We start from the raw sequence: 17124 nt of genomic DNA, 5'->3' as shown, positions 1-17124 counted from the left end.
CGCTCCTCGGATGGCTTTATGAGGACAGCGCCTGGGCTGCTTCCTGGGGGGAGGCTTTCAGCCACAGCGCCTTTTCGCCCAGCGTCGCGACCATGGCGGCGTGCGCGGCGCGCTCCGCTTCGGTCAGGCGGGGCAGCAGCGGCGCCGGACGCTCGGCAACGATGATCTCAATATGCCTGACATTGTTGCCGCCCTGGGCCGGCGCGGTGGCGCTGTCGAGGATCAATGCGGCCTGCTTGCCGCCGATCAGCTCGATATAGACTTCTGCCAACAATTCGGAATCGAGCAGGGCGCCGTGCTTGGTGCGCTTGGTGTTGTCGATGCCGTAGCGCCGGCACAGCGCGTCGAGCGAATTGGGTCCCATCGGGTGCTTGCGGCGCGCCAGGGCCAGCGTGTCGACGACAAGCCCGTTATCGACAGGCGGGTGGCCAAGCCGCCCGAATTCGACATTGAGGAAGCCGATATCGAAGGTGGCGTTGTGGGCGACCAGCTTGGCGCCTTCCGTGAATTTCAGCCATTCCTCGGCAATTTCGGCGAAGCTCGGCTTGCCCGCGAGATCGGCCGCGCTGATGCCGTGCACGGACTGCGCCTCGGCATGGATCGCGCGGCCTTGCGGGTTGATATAATGATGGAAGGTCCTGCCGGTCGGAAAGCGATTGACCAGCTCGACGCCGCCAAGCTCGATCACGCGGTCGTCGCGCGAATCGAGGCCGGTGGTTTCCGTATCGAAAATGATCTCACGCATCGAATCAGGTCGCTCCTGGGAGGAGAATCGCCAGACCGGAACAAAATGGCAATGGGCAATGCTGACGGCCTGCCGTCAGGAGCCCGACTTATCCCTTGATTTCGGCAACAATCGAAGCAACCGCCGCACGCGCGGCGGCCAGCCCCTCGCCGGTGTCGATGACGAAATCGGCCAGCCGGCGCTTTTCGGCATCCGGCACCTGCCTGGCCAGAATCGACGCCAGTTTTTCCTCGCTCATGCCGGGCCGCGCCAGCACGCGTTGGCGCTGGACTTCGGCCGGCGCCGTCACCACGACGACCTTGTCGACGCGGCCACGGCCGCCGGTTTCGAACAGCAGCGGGATGTCGAGGACCACGAGCGATTCGCCCGCTTCACGATGCCTGGCCAGGAAGGCATCGGCATCGGCACGGACCAGCGGGTGGATGATGGCTTCGAGTTTTTTCAGCGCCGCGGCATCGCCGAGCACGCGAGCGCCGAGTTTTGCGCGGTCAACGCTTCCGCCAACCGTGGTGCCGGGAAAGGCGGCCTCGACCAGCGGGGCCGCCTTGCCGGCATAGAGGCGGTGCACCGTCTCGTCGGAATCATGCACCGGCACGCCTGCTTCGGCGAACATCCTGGCCGTGGTCGACTTGCCCATGCCGATCGAGCCGGTGAGGCCGAGCACGATCATGATTTCGGCACCCGGGATTTGGACACTAGATCGGCAACGATGAGCACGCGCAGTTCAGCCGTCACCTTCGGCCTGACGCCGAACCAGCGTTCGAAGCCGGGCACCGCCTGGTTGAGCAGCATGCCGAGCCCGTCGACCGTCTTCAGCCCCCGTGCCCGCGCGGCGGCGAGCAGGGGGGTCTCGAGCGGCACATAGACGATGTCGTTGACCACGGCGTGGGCGGGCAGATCCCTGGGGTCGGCGGCCAGATCCCCGTTGCCCTGCATGCCCAGCGCCGTGGTGTTGACCAGCAGGCCGGCGTCGCGCAGCAATTCGCCGGTCGCCGCCAGGGGATGCGCGGACACCCCGGCGCCAAAGCGGTCGCGCAATTCGATTGCCCGGGCGAGCGTGCGATTGACGACGCGGATATCACGGAGGCCGCGCGCCTTCAGCGCATGGATCACGGCACGGGCGGCCCCCCCGGCACCCAGCACCACGGCAGGGCCATTGGCCGCCCAGCCCGGAGCGTGGTCGTCGAGATTGGCGGCAAAGCCATGGCCGTCGGTGTTGCCGCCCCACAAATTGCCCTCCTCGAACCACAGCGTGTTGACGGCGCCGATCTCGTCGGCCGCATGGTCGCGGCGTGCGGCCCCGGCAAAAGCCGCCTCCTTGTGCGGGATGGTGACGTTGCCGCCGCGATAACCGTTCGCCTGCAGCGTCGCCAGGAATTCGGCGAAGTTTTCGGGCGCGACATCGATCGCCTGATAAGTGCCGTCAATGCCATGCTTGGCCAGCCAGTGACCGTGGATCATCGGCGAGCGCGAATGTTTTATGGGGTGGCCGGTGACGAAGGCCTTTTTCGGGGTTTCAGCCATCGATGGCTCCCAGTGCGCGCAGTTCCGCTAGTAACGGCAGCAGCGGCAGGCCGACAATGGTAAAATGGTCGCCTTCGATTTTTTCGAACAGCTGGATGCCTTCGCCCTCGACCTGGTAGGCGCCGACACTCGACAATGCCTTGACGCCGACCCGGGCCAGATGCCGGCCGATGAAGGCGGGGTCAAGCTTGCGCATGGTCATCGAGGCGATGCCGACATGGCGCCACAGCGCCTTGCCGTCGCGCACCAGAACGGCGGCGCTGTTGAGCTGATGGGTCTTGCCCGACAACGCCAGGAGATGGCGGCGCGCGCCCTCCATGTCGGCCGGCTTGTGGAAGACCTCGTCGCCGAGCGACAAAGTCTGGTCGCAGCCAAGCACCAGTGCCCCGGGCCGGCGCTCGCTGACTTCGGTGGCCTTGGCTTCGGCGAGCACCAGCGCGACGTCCTCGGGCGAGGCGCCGCTGTCCTGCAACGGCGCTTCCAGCGCCCGCTCGTCCAGCGTCGCGGGAACCGCCTCGATGTCGACACCGGCATCGACCAGCATCGCCTTGCGGAACGGGCTGCCTGAAGCGAGGATGATTTTTTCTGTCATGATCTTTCGCCTGTTACCGGTCATTGAGTTGCTGGCTGGGTGGGACGCTAGCGGCCGCCGCACCCCTTGGCCACTGTAACGGCATGGATCCTAGGGTCTGCGCGACGGAGCTTCGCTCCTGCTTCGCCCTAGGATGACGAATGCATTGCGATCCACGGCTAATCTCAACGGCCGGAGATTTGCAGTTGTGTCGCCGCATAAGAAGTGACGATGCTGGCAAGTCACAAAACCTTCGAGATTAGCCGAGACAATCATCCCTTCGTCATCCTAGGGCGAAGCAAGGAGCGAAGCGACGCGGCGCAGACCCTAGGATCCATGCCGTGACCTTTCGAACCACGCAGCGGTTCTGTTGGCAGGTTGGCGCACGGTCCCAATTATCTGTTCTTCCCCCGCAGGGCAACGATGGCCGCCGCCGTTTCCTCGATCGAACGGCGGCTGACGTCGATCATCGGCCAGCCGTGGCGGGTGCAGATCTGGCGGGCGTAGGCGAGTTCCTCGTTGATGGCGGCGCGGTCTACATACTCGGTCGGCACATAGGTGCTCGAATTGCCGAGGATGCGGTTCTGGCGCACATGCGAGATGCGCTCGGCGGTGGCGATCAGCCCCACGACCAGCGGCGCCCTGGCGTTGACCAGGCTTTCTGGCACCGGCACGCCGAGCACGATCGGGATGTTGGCGGTCTTGATGCCACGGTTGGCGAGATAGATGCTGGTCGGCGTCTTCGAGGTGCGTGAAATGCCGATCAGCACGACATCGGCGTCATCCATGTTTGCCGGCAGCTGGCCGTCATCATGGTCCATGGTGAAGTTGAGCGCATCGATGCGCCGGAAATATTCGGCGTCGAGCACATGCTGGGCGCCGACGCGGCGGCCGGCCGGCGTCCCCAAATAGGACTGGAAGACCGTCAGCACCGGCTCCAGCACGGACACACAGGGCAGGCCCATGGCCGCGCAGCGTTCGTCGATGCCGCGTGCCAGCTTCTGGTCGACCACCGTGTAGAGGATGATGCCCGGCTCCTCCTCTATGTCCTCGAACACCTTGGCTATCTGCTTTTCGGTGCGGATGAGCGGGTAGATGTGCTCAATGGCGCGTGCATCCTTGTATTGCGCTGAAGCCGCGCGGCCGGCGGCGAGCAGGGTTTCGCCCGTGGCATCGGAAATCAGATGCAGGTGGAAGAAGCTCTGGGGTTTGTTCACAGGGATCACCTGGGGCTGTGGGCGGATGTGGATAAGATCGGACGGGCCGACGGGCCGGCCGGAGGCGACTGTATCAGATGCCGGTTTGTCCACAATTCGATGCGCTGTCAGCTTCTCCTGGCGGCTGGGGACAAGTCCGTGGACGAAGCATTTTGCCTTTTGCTCGTCCACAGGGCAGGTCTCCAGGGCATCAGACCTAGCGCATTGACTCCAGTGGCAGATTCCTGATTGTCCCCAGAACCCTGCCAGCCGCGATCGGGAGTGCGCGACAATATGCTTGCTGGCGTTTTGGCGGCCAAAGCGGGACAGGTGACAACCACCACAACCAACAGACTCTTAGAATCAGAAGACTCTTTTAAAATAAGATATTTGATTAAGAGGAAGCCGGGAGAGGCGAGCGCTCGATGCCTGCAAGACGGATCATGCTGGATGTGCTGAAAGGCGAGGCGGTGTTTCCTCCTCCGCTCTGGATGATGCGACAGGCCGGGCGCTATCTGCCGGAATATCGTGAGACGCGAAGACGGGCCGGCTCGTTCCTTGATCTCTGCTACGACCCCGACCTTGCCGTGGAAGTGACGCTGCAGCCGATCGAGCGCTTTGGCTTCGACGCTTCGATCGTGTTTTCGGACATCCTTGTCGTTCCCCATGCGCTTGGCCGCGACGTGCGCTTCGAGGAAGGACGTGGGCCGCTGCTGACGCCGATTTCGGCGGCCGAGATTCCGGCGCTGGAAAGCGATGTGTTTCACGTGAATCTCGAACCGGTCTACGAGACGCTTCGCCGGCTGCGGGCGAAATTGCCCGACGAGACGACGCTGATCGGCTTTTGCGGCGCGCCGTGGACGGTGGCGACTTATATGATCGCCGGCCACGGCACCCCGGACCAGGCGCCGGCGCGGCTGTTCGCCTACCGCGAGCCGGCGGCGTTTCGGCAGCTGCTGAAAGTGCTCGCCGACCATTCGGCGTCCTATCTGATTGGGCAGATCGAGGCCGGTGCGGATGTCGTGCAGATTTTCGATTCATGGTCGGGGGTGCTCGACGATGCCTCGTTCGAACGCTTCTGCGTCGAGCCGGTGGCCGAGATCGTCAGGCAGGTTCGGGCGGTTCATCCCGGCGTGCCGATCATCGGTTTTCCCAAGGGCGCCGGAGCCCGCTACCAGAGCTACCGCGAGAAGACCGGCGTGACGGGGCTGGGAATCGACTGGACGGTGCCGCTGGAGGCCGCGAAGGCGTTGCAGCGGCAAGGCGCCGTCCAGGGCAATCTCGATCCCTTGCGGCTGGTCGCCGGCGGGCAAGCGTTGGCCGATGGCGTCGAGGCGATCCTCCAGGCGCTGGGGAATGGGCCGCTGATCTTCAATCTCGGCCACGGCATCACGCCGGAGACGCCGGTGGCGCATGTCGAGGCGATGGTGAAACAGGTTCGGAGCGCGGCACGCTGATGGCTGACAGAGATAACACCAACAGCACCGGCCAGGCGATGAAGCGCATGGTCGTTGGCATCGCTGTCCTGATCGTTCTCACCGCGCTTTTGTTTTTCTTCGCGCCGGAAAGCTTCTACCCCTGGGCAAAGGCGATCCATATCCTCGCCGTCATCTCCTGGATGGCTGGGATGCTTTATCTGCCGCGGCTGTTTGTCTATCACGTCGATGCGCAGAAAGGCTCCGTGCAGTCGGAGACTTTCAAGGTGATGGAGCGGCGCCTGCTGCGCGGCATCATCAATCCGGCGATGATCCTCACCTGGGTGTTCGGGCTGTGGCTGGCCTGGAAGATCTTTGCGTTCCAGGGCGGCTGGCTGCATGCCAAGATCGGCCTGGTGCTGATTTTGTCGGGCATTCACGGCTATCTGGCCGGCGCGGTGCGCAAATTCGCCGAGGACCGCAACGAAAAACCGGCAAGGCACTGGCGGATCGTCAATGAGATCCCCACATTGCTGATGATCGCAATCGTGATCCTGGTCGTCGTGAAGCCCTTCTGAGACTTCATCGGACCCGCTCAAAAGGCGGCTTGCTCTTTCAGCCGACCGACGATACAAGACGGGTCTTCCTTCCCGTCATGCGCCGCCCGTCATTGCTTTCGGCCGCGCCCGGCATTTGTCGCATCCCGCCGATCTTTCCCCCAAAGCCTACCCAGAGTCCGTCTAATGCAAGAAATGAAACTCACCGAGTTCAAGAACAAGAAGCCGCCAGAGCTGATCGCTTATGCCGAATCGCTCGAGGTCGAGAACGCCAGCGTCATGCGCAAGCAGGAACTGATGTTCGCGATCCTGAAGAAGCTCGCCGCCCAGGACATCGAGATCATCGGTGACGGCGTGGTCGAGGTGCTGCAGGACGGTTTTGGCTTCCTGCGCTCCGCCAATGCCAACTATCTGCCAGGTCCCGACGACATCTACATCTCGCCGTCGCAGATCCGGCGCTTTTCGCTGAAGACCGGCGATACGGTCGAAGGGCCTATCCGCAGCCCGAAGGAGGGCGAGCGCTATTTCGCGCTGCTCAAGGTCAACACGATCAATTTCGATGATCCCGAAAAGATCCGCCACAAGATCCACTTCGACAATCTGACGCCGCTCTACCCGACCTCGCGGCTGAAGATGGAGGTCGACAATCCGCCCGGCAAGGACATCTCGCCTCGCGTCATCGACCTGGTGGCGCCGATCGGCAAGGGCCAGCGCGCGCTGATCAACGCACAGCCGCGCACCGGCAAGACGGTGCTGTTGCAGAACATCGCGCACTCGATCACCGCCAATCATCCGGAATGCTACCTGATCGTGCTGCTGATCGACGAGCGGCCCGAGGAAGTCACCGATATGCAGCGTTCGGTCAAAGGCGAAGTCATCTCCTCGACCTTCGACGAGCCGGCGGTGCGCCACGTCCAGGTCGCCGAAATGGTCATCGAGAAGGCCAAGCGGCTGGTCGAGCACGGCCGCGATGTGGTGATCCTTCTGGATTCGATCACTCGCCTGGGCCGCGCCTACAACACCGTCGTGCCGTCCTCCGGCAAGGTGCTGACCGGTGGTGTCGACGCCAATGCGCTGCAGCGCCCGAAGCGTTTCTTCGGCGCCGCGCGCAACATCGAGGAAGGCGGCTCGCTCACCATCATCGCCACCGCGCTGATCGACACCGGCAGCCGCATGGACGAAGTCATCTTCGAAGAGTTCAAGGGCACCGGCAACTGCGAAATCCAGCTCGACCGCAAGGTGGCGGACAAGCGCATCTATCCGGCCATCGACATCCTCAAATCCGGCACCCGCAAGGAAGACCTGCTGGTGTCGCGCCAGGACCTGCAGAAGATCTTCGTGCTGCGCCGCATCCTGGCGCCGATGGGAACCACCGACGCGATCGAGTTCCTGATCGACAAGCTGAAGCAGACCAAGACCAATGGCGATTTCTTCGATTCGATGAACACGTAATCGAGGCGCGGCAGAGCCTTATCTTCGTCATCCTCGGATCAAGCCCGAGGATGACGAATCACTTTCGCCGCAACAATCCTTCCAATTCGTCAACATCCGTAACCACCGGCAGGCAGACCTGGCCGGTGCACAACCAGGCGCCGTGCCGGTTGGTCGGAGGCAGGATCCCGCCGGGGAGCAAGGGTCGATTCGCCGCCGTACCGATTGGCACGACGATATCGACGCGACGCGGATCCGGGTTTCGATTCGCCACCGGAATGAGCTTCGGATCCTCCAGGCCGTCGACGATGACCAGTTTCAGCGGCTCGAGGGCAAGCGCGCAGGCATTGACGATACCCGCCTGGCCATAGGCCTGGTGCGCAGCGCGGCCGGCGGCATGCTCGGCCGTTTTCCACGCCTTCTCCTGCAAGTCGAGGTTGCCGGTAATAGAAGCCAGCCGGACCTGCGCCTCGATGATCTGGCTGGTGGCCGACAGGATGGCCTCGTCGACATCGCCCCGGATGCGGATCGGCACGTCGGTGCTGTCCGAGGCAGTCAGATAATAGCCCGTGCCTTCCACGTCGGCGTGCCAACGGTCGAGCTGTCCAAGGAACTGGCTGGCCTGCTCGACATAGCTCCAGTCCTCAGTGGCCTCGAACAGCGAGATCGCCGCGTTGGTCATGGCGGCATAGTCGCTCGACAGTGCGGGAAACAGTTTCCGGACGCCAAGCATGGAATGCGGCAAGCGACCGTCGCGGCCGGCTTTGCCGATATGGGCAAAGGCCTTGGCCGCGGCCTCGATCCAATCCGGCCGCGCCAGCGAACGACCCGCCTCGGCAAGGGCGGCGATCATCAGGCCGTTCCAGTCGGTAAGGGTCTTTGCGTCCAGGCCCGGCCTGACGCGTTGTTCCCGGACAGCGAGAAGCCTTGCCTTGAGCGGGACAAGCCGTTCCCGGTCGGCAACACCAAGCGCCTGCTGGGAGAGGGTCTGATGGAGCACCGGCTTGCCTTCCCATCCGGGCGGGCTGGAAAGGGTGAAGTAGTTGAAAAACAAGGCTGAATCGTCTCCCAGAACAGATTCGACCTCCTCCCTGCTCCAGGTGTAGAACAGGCCTTCCTCGCCATCGCTATCGGCATCGAGGCTGGCGGCGAAGGCGCCGCCTTCGACACGCATTTCGCGCAGCAGCCAGTCGACCGTGTCCTCGATTCGGACCCGGAACAAATCATTGCCGGTCGCCGCGAGGGCCCAGTTGCAGAAGCGGATGAGCTGCGCATTGTCGTAGAGCATCTTCTCGAAATGCGGCACCAGCCATTCGGCGTCCGTCGAGTAGCGGCTGAGCCCGCCGCCAATGTGATCGTAGATGCCGCCGCTCAGCATATGCTCGAGGCTGACGAGGACGTCGTCGCGATGCGCGGCATTGCCGTCCCGCAGCCAGGACAGCCACAGCGTCTGCATGAACGGCGCGTTCGGGAATTTCGGCGCGCCGGCGAGCCCGCCGCGGTCGCGGTCGATCATGCCACTGACGCGGCCGGCAAGGTCGGACAGCATATCGCGATCGAGAAGTGCCTTGGAATGCGTGGCCGAGAGCCGCGCCTCGACATGCGAGGTCAGGCCGTCGGCGCTCTGGTGCAGGCTTGCCCGCTTCTCGCGCCATGCCTTGTCGACCGCTTCCATCACCTGGATGAACCCCGGACGGCCATAGCGCGGCTCGCGCGGGAAATAGGTGCCGCCCCAGAACGGTTTGCCATCGGGCGTCAGGAACATGGTGAGCGGCCAGCCGCCTTGCTCGCCCATCGAGGACAGGGCCGCCATATAGATCTGGTCAATGTCGGGTCGCTCCTCGCGGTCCACCTTGATATTGACGAACAGACGGTTCATGACGGCGGCGACGTCGTCGTTCTCGAAGCTTTCATGGGCCATGACATGGCACCAATGGCAGGCGGCATAGCCGATGGAGAGCAGGATTGGCCTGTCCAGCGCTTTAGCCTCACCGAGCGACGCCGGTGACCATCCCCGCCAATGTACGGGGTTGCCGCTGTGCTGCTGCAGATAGGGGCTGGCCTCGTCGGCAAGCAGGTTTTGCGCGGGCAATGTCACAATGGCCAACTTTCAGGAGCAATCCGGGGCGGTGATGAAGCGAAAGCTAGGGCGGTTCGGTAGAGCGGGCAAATGATTTCAGGCGATTCGATCGTGGCGCTGTCGAGCGGCCGGCTTCCGGCCGGAGTCGCGGTGCTGCGCATATCCGGCCCGCAGACTCGATTCGTAATCGAAACGATCGCCGGAGGCATGGTTAAGGCGCGGGGTGCGGTTCTGCGGAGATTCAGGGCTCCGGATGGAACCGTGCTCGATAACGGCTTGGTTCTGTTCTTTCCCGGTCCGGCGAGCTTCACCGGCGAGGATGTCGCCGAGTTCCATGTTCATGGCGGGCGCGCCGTGGTGGCCAGGATGCTGGAAACGATCGCTGATTTCGACGGCGTCAGGCATGCCGAGCCCGGAGAATTCACGCGCCGCGCCTTCTTCAACGGCAAGGTCGATCTGGTCGAGACGGAGGCGCTCGCCGACCTAGTCAATGCTGAAACCGAGGCGCAGCGGCGTTTTGCCATCCAGAACGCCGGGGGCGCGCAGAGCGCGCTCTACCTCGGCTGGCGTCGGCGCCTGATCCATGCGCGGGCCATGATCGAGGCCGAGATCGACTTCGCCGATGAAGACGATGTACCGGGTTCCGTTTCGGATACGGTTTGGTCCGACGTGAGGTCGATGGCCTCGGAGATCGACCGCCACATCGCCGGTTTCCATGCCGCCGAGATCATCCGCGATGGCTTCGAAGTCGTCATTCTCGGCGCGCCCAATGCCGGCAAGTCCAGCCTGTTCAATGCCTTGGCGCGACGCGATGCCGCTATTGTAACGGATGAACCCGGCACCACCCGAGATTTGCTGGAGGTGGTGCTGGATCTCCGGGGCTTGCGTGTCCGACTGACCGACACGGCCGGGTTGCGGGAAGCGCCTAGCAAAATCGAGGCGATCGGCATCGAGAAGGCAAGAGCCAAGGCGGATCGCGCCGATCTGCTGCTGCTGCTCGAGGACGCCGCGGACCCCAAGGACGCCGGTCCGCTGCCGATGTCGACGCCGGCATTGCGCGTCGGCACCAAGCTCGACCTGCTCGATAAGGGAGCGACCCAGGATGCAGCTGGGCGCTACGAGTTTGGTATATCGGTGGTCGACGGGACGGGTGTGGATGGATTGCTGGCGGAGATCGGTCGCCGCGCTGCCGAGGCGGCCGGCGTTAGCGGCGATGTGCTGCCGTCACGGCTACGCCATGTCGAGTTGCTCGACGCGGCGAACCGGCATCTGCACCGCGCCGCCGATGAACGCATGCCTCAGGAATTGCGCGCCGAAGAGCTGCGCCTGGCAGCGGATCGCCTGGGACGGATAGTGGGTGCGGTGGAGGTCGAAGACTTGCTCGACGTGATCTTTTCCCAGTTCTGCATTGGAAAATGACTCACGTGAAACATTATGGCTGCCGAAGCTCGTGTTGACTCACGTGAAACAATCAAACGGTAATTCACGTGAAACGCCGCTAGAAGCGGGGTTTGGCTGTTTCACGTGAAACGCCTGCGCGGAAGTTTTCTTGACAGTCCCGCCTCGCGGGCACATGTGTCGCTCATCTTCTTCGAGTCCGGGACCTATATGGAATGACCGATCACTATGATGTGGTTGTGGTGGGCGGCGGCCATGCGGGTTGCGAGGCGGCCAGCGCCGCCGCGCGCGCTGGCGCGAGCACCGCGCTGGTGACGCTGCGTTTCGACACGATCGGCGTGATGTCGTGCAACCCTGCCATCGGCGGGCTCGGCAAGGGGCACCTGGTGCGCGAGATCGACGCCATGGACGGGCTGATGGGCCGTGTGGCTGACGCAGCCGGCATTCAGTTCCGCCTGCTCAACCGCCGCAAGGGTCCGGCGGTGCGCGGCCCGCGTACACAGGCCGACAGAAAACTCTATCGCCTTGCCATGCAGGAAGCGATTCGGCAGCAGAACGATCTCGAGGTCATGGAAGGCGAAGTTCTCGATTTTGAGATCTCCGATGGAAAGATCGCGGCGGTTCTCCTGGCTGACGGCCGCCGGCTTGCCTGCGGCGCCGTGGTGCTGACGACGGGAACCTTCCTGCGCGGGCTCATTCACATTGGTGAAAAGAAGATCGTCGCGGGTCGCATGAACGAGAAGGCCAGCATGGGCCTGTCGGCGACAATGGACCGCGCCGGCTTCAAGCTCGGGCGGCTCAAGACCGGCACGCCGCCGCGACTGGACGGACGAACCATCGATTGGGCGTCGCTGGAAAGCCAGGCGGCGGATGAGAATCCCGTACCGTTCTCGCTGATGACCAACCGGATCGTGACGCCGCAGATCGATTGCGGCATCACCCGCACGACCACAGCCACACATGAGCTGATCCGCGCCAATCTTGGCCGTTCGGCCATGTATTCCGGCTCGATCGAAGGGGTTGGGCCGCGTTATTGCCCGTCGATCGAGGACAAGATCGTCAAGTTCGGCGACCGGGACGGGCACCAGATCTTCCTCGAGCCGGAGGGGCTCGACGACCACACCGTCTATCCCAACGGCATTTCGACCTCGCTGCCGGAAGACGTTCAGCTGGAGATATTGAAGACTATTCCCGGTTTGGAGCATGCGGCCATGCTGCAGCCTGGCTATGCCATCGAATATGATCATGTCGATCCGCGCGAACTGCATCCCACGCTAGAGACCAGGCGCGTTGCCGGGCTTTTTCTGGCCGGGCAGATCAACGGCACGACCGGCTATGAAGAGGCCGCCGGGCAGGGCCTGCTCGCCGGCCTCAATGCGGCGCGGCGGGCGGCGGGCGGAGCACCGATCGTGCTCAGCCGCACCCAGGCCTATATCGGTGTGATGGCCGACGATTTGACCAGTCGCGGCATCAGTGAACCTTATCGGATGTTCACGTCGCGGGCCGAGTTCCGGCTCTCGCTGCGCGCCGACAATGCCGATGAGCGGCTGACGCCGCTGGCGCAGACGCTGGGGATCGCCTCGGCGGAGCGGATGCAGCGTTATGGCGATGTCATGCAGCGGCTGGATGAAGCGCGCGAGATGGCGCTTTCGTTGACCATGACGCCGAACGAGGCGGCACGGCACGGTTTGGAGATCAATCGCGACGGCGTGCGCCGGTCCGGCTTTGAACTGCTGGCCTATCCCGGTGTTGATGTGGCTTGGCTGGCTGGGGTTGAACCGAAATTTCACGACGTCGATGCCAGGACTGCGGAGCGGCTCGAAACGGAAGCGAAATATTCGGTTTATCTGGATCGCCAGAGCACCGATGTCGCGCAGATCCGGCGTGAAGAGAGCCGGCTGATCCCGGACAGCGTCGATTTTGCCGGCGTGCCTGGCCTGTCCAATGAGCTGAAGCAGAAGATGCAGGCGCGGCGGCCGCGCTCCATCGCGGAGGCGCAGCGCATGGAAGGCATGACGCCGCCTGCGTTGGCGATCATCGTCGCGCATGTCCGGCATTGGGAATCGGTGCAGAAAGCCGAGCAGAGGGATGTTGCGTGAGTTCCTTCTCTCGCGAGCGCCTGCAGGAGGCCGCCGGCCCGGTTTCACGTGAAACATTCGATCGCCTGGTGGCGTTCGAAGCGATGTTCCAGAAATGGAACCGCAGCATCAATCTGGTGGCGCAGTCGACCTCGGGCGATGTCTGGCAGCGCCACATCCTGGACAGCGCGCAACTTGCCGGGATAGAACCCGATGCGAGGCATTGGGTCGACATCGGGTCTGGTGGCGGATTTCCCGGGCTTGTCATAGCCTTTCTGCTCGGCGACCGCGCGGGCGCCAGCATCGATCTGGTCGAAAGCAACCGCAAGAAGGCTTCGTTCCTGCAGACCGTCGTCGGGCAGTTCGGTCTGCCGGCGCGGATCGTGGCGCGCCGCATCGAGGACAGCCATGTGCTTGTTTTGAAGCCGGAAATCATCACCGCACGGGCCCTGGCACCGCTTTCGGTGCTGCTGGACCTGTCGGCGCCGTGGCTGGCCTCGGGCGCGCGGGCGCTGTTCCACAAAGGCCGGGATTATCGTGCCGAAGTGCAAGAAACCGTTAACCGGTGGACCTTCGATCTGGTAGAACATCCAAGCGTGACCGACGCGAGCGGCGTCATCCTCGAATTGTCCAATGTGCGACCTGTCTGAACCGAGACCGGTCTGAGTGTTCGGCGACCCAAGATGAATTTCTGGCATAGACCCATGATGAAGAACGGCCCTCGAATCATCACCGTAGCCAACCAGAAGGGCGGCGTCGGCAAGACCACCACCGCCATCAATTTGGCCACCGCGCTCGCGGCAATCGGCGAGAAAGTGCTGATCGTCGACCTCGACCCGCAAGGCAATGCCAGCACCGGCCTCGGCATCGACCGCAAGGATCGGACGGTCTCGTCCTACGATGTGCTGACGGGCGAACTGGATCTGGAAGCCGCCGCCATTCCGACCGCGGTGCCCGGCCTTTCCATCGTGCCTTCGACGCTGGACCTGCTCGGCATCGAGATGGAGATCGCCTCGGCACCGGACCGGGTGCTCAAGCTGCGCAACGCGCTGCGTGCCGCGGCCGAGCGCGGGGCGCCCTTCGGCTATGTGCTGATCGATTGCCCGCCCTCGCTCAATCTTTTGACCTTGAATTCAATGGCGGCGGCCGATTCCGTACTCGTGCCGCTGCAATGCGAGTTCTTCGCGCTGGAGGGTCTCAGTCAGCTGCTCGAAACCGTCGAGCAGGTGCGTCGCTCGATCAATCCGGACCTCACCATCCAGGGCATCGTGCTGACCATGTATGACGGCCGCAACAATCTCGCCAACCAGGTGGTGCAGGACGTGCGCGAGCATATGGGCGACAAGGTCTATGAGACGATCATTCCGCGCAATGTGCGGGTGTCCGAAGCCCCCTCCTATGGCAAGCCGGCCATTCTCTATGACCTGAAATGCTCGGGCAGCCAGGCCTATCTGCAGCTGGCGTCCGAAGTGATCCGCCGCGAGCGCAAATTGCGCGCCGCTTGATTTAGAACCGATGCACATTTAACAGCCGATTCGATACCGAAACGATCTGAAATAGACGTGGAATAAAGATGAGCGAAGATCTCTCGAGGAAAAGACTGGGTCGCGGGCTGGCAGCACTGATCGGCGAGATCGATCGCCCGGCGGCCCCGGAAAAGCCCGGCATGAGCGCCGACGGCAAGGTGCCGATCGAGTTCATCAGCGCCAATCCGAAAAATCCGCGCCGGCATTTCGGCGATGCCGAACTGACCGACCTTGCCCAGTCGATCCGCGAACATGGCGTGGTGCAGCCGGTCGTGGCGCGGCCTTCGCCGACGCAGGCCGGCCGCTACGAGATCATTGCCGGCGAGCGGCGCTGGCGGGCGGCGCAGCGCGCCGGCCTGACCGAGATCCCGGTCATCATCCGCGACGTCAACGACCGCACCGCGCTGGAACTGGCGATCATCGAGAACGTCCAGCGCGCCGACCTCAATCCGGTCGAAGAAGCGCAGGGTTACCAGCAGCTCATCGACGACCATGGCTACACCCAGGCCGATCTCGGCCAGGTCATCGGCAAGAGCCGCAGCCATGTCGCCAACACGTTGAGATTGTTGAAGCTGCCCGACGTGATCCGAGACATGCTGGTCGACGGCGCGCTTTCGGCCGGCCACGCCCGCACGCTGGTGACGGCGGAGGATCCGGCCGGTCTCGCCAAGCGCATCGTCGAGGAGGGGCTTTCCGTGCGCCAGGCCGAAGCGCTGGCGCAGATGCCGGCCGGCGCCAGTTCCAACGGCACCAAACCAGCCGCGCCTGCCGCCGAAAAAGACGCCGACACGCTGGCGCTGGAAAAGCTGCTCACCGACACGACCGGCATGATCGTCACCGTCGACCACAAGGGCAAGGGCGGGGTGCTGCGGGTCGCCTATCGCAGCCTGGAACAGCTCGACGAGCTGTGCAGGCGGCTGAAGCAGGATTAACGCTTAGCCGGCAAATTATGCGACACAGCGTTACTCCCGGCGTTCGGCGCCGCCCCTCATCCCCCTGCCGGGACCTTCTCCCCGTATAGAGACGGGGAGAAGAGGCTGGGTGTGCGACGCCGGCGCCTTTCTGCGACGCCGGCGGCCAATTTCTCTACCGCTGACCCAGCCTGGCGCTTTCCACCGCGATACCGAGCAGCGCCTGCCGTGCCAGCGCGACGGACAGGTCGGGGCGCCGCCGCGTCTGCAGCACGGCCTGATGCAACCGGGTCAGCGCGCGGCCGAGCGCTTCGCTGTTCCAGCGCTCCAGGGTCTTCTCCACCAGCTTGCGCCTGGAGAAAAAGACCGGCGGGCGCGCGGCGGCAACGACGGAAGCGGCGTTGCGGCCGCCGGTCTCCATCTGGCCGCGCATGACCTGGATCTGCTGGAGCTGCCGCATCGCCGAGGACAGCACCTGGAAGGGCTGCCCGCCGCCCTGGCAGTGGCGCGTGAAAGCGGTGTCGAAGTCGCCGACCTTGCCTTCGAGCAGCGCGTCGACGGCATCGTCGTAAGAGGCGCCAGACACGTCGCCGGACATGGCTCTCACCTCTTCCAGCCCGATCTCCTTCTGGCCGTGGGCGTAGAGGACGAGTTTTTCGATCTCACCGCGCGAGGCCAGCCGGTCGCCACCGAGATTGCGGCGCAGCGCCTGCCGCGCCTCCAGCGTCATTGCCATGCCGGCCTTGCGCAGTTCGTCGTCGATGACGGTGTCGATGTCACGGGCCTCATCGGCGTAGCAAGGCAGCGCCATGGCATTGTCCGCGCCCTCGACCACGGCGCGCAGCCCGACGCCCTTCTTCAAATCGCCGGCTTCAATGAGAATGATGGCGTCCCGCACCGGCTCCGCCGTCAGCGCCTTGACGTCGTCGGCCAGTGCCTTCTGGCCGCTGGCATTGCGCACCCAGAGCAGCCGCCGGTCGGAAAACATCGGCACGGTGCGGGCCTCGTCGAGCAGGCGGCCCTCGTCGCGATCGACCTCCGAACCCTCGAGCCTGACCACCGAGAACGGGTCGTCGAGCGGCAGGCCGGTCTTTCTGGCAAAGGCCTTCGCCCGCTCGGAGACAAGGCCGCGATCGGGGCCATAAAGCAGGACGATCGAGATGCGCGGATCAGGCCGCGCCAGCCAACCGTCGACCTCGAAAGCTTTCTTCTGTGCCATGGAGGGTGGTTAGCATGATGCGGGGATGGAGTGAACGTCTTCCGGTTCGAGTTCTTCTCTCGGAGATGTCCGATCGCGGACAGGGGAAAAGCGCCGGGTTCGCCAACCCTTCCTCTCCCCCGTCGATCGGGGGAGAGGTGGCGAGCGAAGCTCGACGGAGTGGGGGTCGATCTGGCTCGGTTATCTCGGGACGACGCCTCGCCCTGATTGAGGCTCTGTGATGAGTGCCAGTGCCGGCGGATTTGAGGACCGGCTTCCCCCACTCCGTCCCGGCTTCGCCGGGCCACCTCTCCCCCCTCCGGAGGGAGAGGAAGGGCGCCAAGGGTGGCGAAACCCCAATTTCCCCTGCCTGCGGAGGCACAAAAGGAGGCGTGGAACCAAGTCTCGCCAGCCAATCACTTTATCTGGCGACAAACACGGCACAACCATGCGCCAAATTGCGCGCGGCCGCCCAACATCGACAAGAAATTTCG

General features: G+C 63.8%; 15 protein-coding genes. 8 read left to right on the top strand and 7 right to left on the bottom strand.

Annotated features, from left to right (window positions below; genetic code table 11):
- Positions 1 to 16: 16 nt before the first annotated feature.
- The 5 genes from dnaQ to LB557_RS28205 form a co-directional block, all read right to left on the bottom strand.
- Positions 17 to 745 carry a DNA polymerase III subunit epsilon gene (gene dnaQ, locus LB557_RS28225; protein ID WP_015314803.1) on the bottom strand — a complete coding sequence of 243 codons (729 nt, stop codon included), beginning with the start codon at positions 743 to 745 and terminating at the stop codon, positions 17 to 19.
- A gap of 88 nt (positions 746 to 833) precedes the next feature.
- Positions 834 to 1415, bottom strand: a complete 582-nt coding sequence (coaE, locus tag LB557_RS28220; protein ID WP_224531619.1) for a dephospho-CoA kinase — start codon at positions 1413 to 1415, stop codon at positions 834 to 836.
- Positions 1412 to 2269: a shikimate dehydrogenase gene (locus tag LB557_RS28215; protein WP_224643055.1), complete on the bottom strand. Its 858-nt coding sequence runs from the start codon at positions 2267 to 2269 to the stop codon at positions 1412 to 1414. The genes coaE and LB557_RS28215 overlap by 4 nt, the downstream gene beginning before the upstream one ends.
- Complete coding sequence (locus tag LB557_RS28210) at positions 2262 to 2861, bottom strand: Maf-like protein (RefSeq protein ID WP_140618158.1); 600 nt, start codon at positions 2859 to 2861, stop codon at positions 2262 to 2264. The genes LB557_RS28215 and LB557_RS28210 overlap by 8 nt, the downstream gene beginning before the upstream one ends.
- Before the next feature lie 374 nt (positions 2862 to 3235).
- On the bottom strand, positions 3236 to 4057 hold the full coding sequence (locus LB557_RS28205; protein ID WP_140788946.1) for a pyruvate, water dikinase regulatory protein: 822 nt from the start codon (positions 4055 to 4057) through the stop codon (positions 3236 to 3238).
- Between the two features lie 404 nt (positions 4058 to 4461).
- Here LB557_RS28205 and hemE point away from each other — a divergent pair, with 404 nt between their 5' ends.
- The 3 genes from hemE (at position 4462) to rho (ending at position 7460) form a co-directional block, all read left to right on the top strand.
- Positions 4462 to 5493: a uroporphyrinogen decarboxylase gene (gene hemE, locus LB557_RS28200; RefSeq protein WP_224643054.1), complete on the top strand. Its 1032-nt coding sequence runs from the start codon at positions 4462 to 4464 to the stop codon at positions 5491 to 5493.
- On the top strand, positions 5493 to 6029 hold the full coding sequence (hemJ, locus tag LB557_RS28195; RefSeq protein ID WP_140719578.1) for a protoporphyrinogen oxidase HemJ: 537 nt from the start codon (positions 5493 to 5495) through the stop codon (positions 6027 to 6029). The genes hemE and hemJ overlap by 1 nt, the downstream gene beginning before the upstream one ends.
- A gap of 165 nt (positions 6030 to 6194) precedes the next feature.
- A complete protein-coding gene (rho, locus tag LB557_RS28190) occupies positions 6195 to 7460 on the top strand; it encodes a transcription termination factor Rho (RefSeq protein WP_015314810.1) in 1266 nt (421 codons plus the stop codon).
- A 58-nt stretch (positions 7461 to 7518) separates the two neighbouring features.
- On the opposite strand, the gene LB557_RS28185 is transcribed toward rho, so the two are convergent.
- A complete protein-coding gene (locus LB557_RS28185; protein ID WP_224643081.1) occupies positions 7519 to 9537 on the bottom strand; it encodes a thioredoxin domain-containing protein in 2019 nt (672 codons plus the stop codon).
- 72 nt (positions 9538 to 9609) lie between these two features.
- Here LB557_RS28185 and mnmE point away from each other — a divergent pair, with 72 nt between their 5' ends.
- From mnmE to LB557_RS28160, 5 genes are all read left to right on the top strand, one after another.
- Positions 9610 to 10938 carry a tRNA uridine-5-carboxymethylaminomethyl(34) synthesis GTPase MnmE gene (gene mnmE, locus LB557_RS28180; RefSeq protein ID WP_224643053.1) on the top strand — a complete coding sequence of 443 codons (1329 nt, stop codon included), beginning with the start codon at positions 9610 to 9612 and terminating at the stop codon, positions 10936 to 10938.
- A 194-nt stretch (positions 10939 to 11132) separates the two neighbouring features.
- The gene (gene mnmG / locus LB557_RS28175) at positions 11133 to 13016 is read left to right on the top strand and encodes a tRNA uridine-5-carboxymethylaminomethyl(34) synthesis enzyme MnmG (RefSeq protein ID WP_224643052.1); all 1884 of its coding nucleotides are present in this window, start codon (positions 11133 to 11135) and stop codon (positions 13014 to 13016) included.
- On the top strand, positions 13013 to 13645 hold the full coding sequence (gene rsmG, locus LB557_RS28170) for a 16S rRNA (guanine(527)-N(7))-methyltransferase RsmG (protein WP_224643051.1): 633 nt from the start codon (positions 13013 to 13015) through the stop codon (positions 13643 to 13645). Before mnmG ends, rsmG begins: the two co-directional genes overlap by 4 nt.
- A gap of 54 nt (positions 13646 to 13699) precedes the next feature.
- Positions 13700 to 14500 (top strand): ParA family protein, encoded by an 801-nt coding sequence (locus LB557_RS28165; RefSeq protein ID WP_224643050.1) that lies wholly within the window; start codon positions 13700 to 13702, stop codon positions 14498 to 14500.
- A 68-nt stretch (positions 14501 to 14568) separates the two neighbouring features.
- Positions 14569 to 15453, top strand: coding sequence for a ParB/RepB/Spo0J family partition protein (locus tag LB557_RS28160; RefSeq protein ID WP_140618171.1), 885 nt, complete (start codon positions 14569 to 14571; stop codon positions 15451 to 15453).
- Positions 15454 to 15607: 154 nt separating this feature from the next.
- Here the strand turns inward: LB557_RS28160 and holA are convergent, their stop codons facing one another.
- Complete coding sequence (gene holA, locus LB557_RS28155; RefSeq protein WP_224643049.1) at positions 15608 to 16651, bottom strand: DNA polymerase III subunit delta; 1044 nt, start codon at positions 16649 to 16651, stop codon at positions 15608 to 15610.
- Between the last annotated feature and the right edge of the window lie 473 nt (positions 16652 to 17124).

The sequence above is a fragment of the Mesorhizobium sp. BR115XR7A genome (assembly GCF_020165315.1).
GTDB classification, from domain to species: Bacteria; Pseudomonadota; Alphaproteobacteria; order Rhizobiales; family Rhizobiaceae; genus Mesorhizobium; species Mesorhizobium australicum.
This window is presented reverse-complemented; position numbering and strand designations above follow the sequence as displayed.

What these genes read in the sequence shown, in the direction of transcription:
- dnaQ (WP_015314803.1), bottom strand. Translation starts at nt 745, where the DNA reads ATGCGTGAGATCATTTTCGATACGGAAACCACCGGCCTCGATTCGCGC.
- coaE (WP_224531619.1), bottom strand. Translation starts at nt 1,415, where the DNA reads ATGATCGTGCTCGGCCTCACCGGCTCGATCGGCATGGGCAAGTCGACC.
- LB557_RS28215 (WP_224643055.1), bottom strand. Translation starts at nt 2,269, where the DNA reads ATGGCTGAAACCCCGAAAAAGGCCTTCGTCACCGGCCACCCCATAAAA.
- LB557_RS28210 (WP_140618158.1), bottom strand. Translation starts at nt 2,861, where the DNA reads ATGACAGAAAAAATCATCCTCGCTTCAGGCAGCCCGTTCCGCAAGGCG.
- hemE (WP_224643054.1), top strand. Translation starts at nt 4,462, where the DNA reads ATGCCTGCAAGACGGATCATGCTGGATGTGCTGAAAGGCGAGGCGGTG.
- hemJ (WP_140719578.1), top strand. Translation starts at nt 5,493, where the DNA reads ATGGCTGACAGAGATAACACCAACAGCACCGGCCAGGCGATGAAGCGC.
- rho (WP_015314810.1), top strand. Translation starts at nt 6,195, where the DNA reads ATGCAAGAAATGAAACTCACCGAGTTCAAGAACAAGAAGCCGCCAGAG.
- mnmE (WP_224643053.1), top strand. Translation starts at nt 9,610, where the DNA reads ATGATTTCAGGCGATTCGATCGTGGCGCTGTCGAGCGGCCGGCTTCCG.
- mnmG (WP_224643052.1), top strand. Translation starts at nt 11,133, where the DNA reads ATGACCGATCACTATGATGTGGTTGTGGTGGGCGGCGGCCATGCGGGT.
- LB557_RS28165 (WP_224643050.1), top strand. Translation starts at nt 13,700, where the DNA reads ATGATGAAGAACGGCCCTCGAATCATCACCGTAGCCAACCAGAAGGGC.
- LB557_RS28160 (WP_140618171.1), top strand. Translation starts at nt 14,569, where the DNA reads ATGAGCGAAGATCTCTCGAGGAAAAGACTGGGTCGCGGGCTGGCAGCA.
- holA (WP_224643049.1), bottom strand. Translation starts at nt 16,651, where the DNA reads ATGGCACAGAAGAAAGCTTTCGAGGTCGACGGTTGGCTGGCGCGGCCT.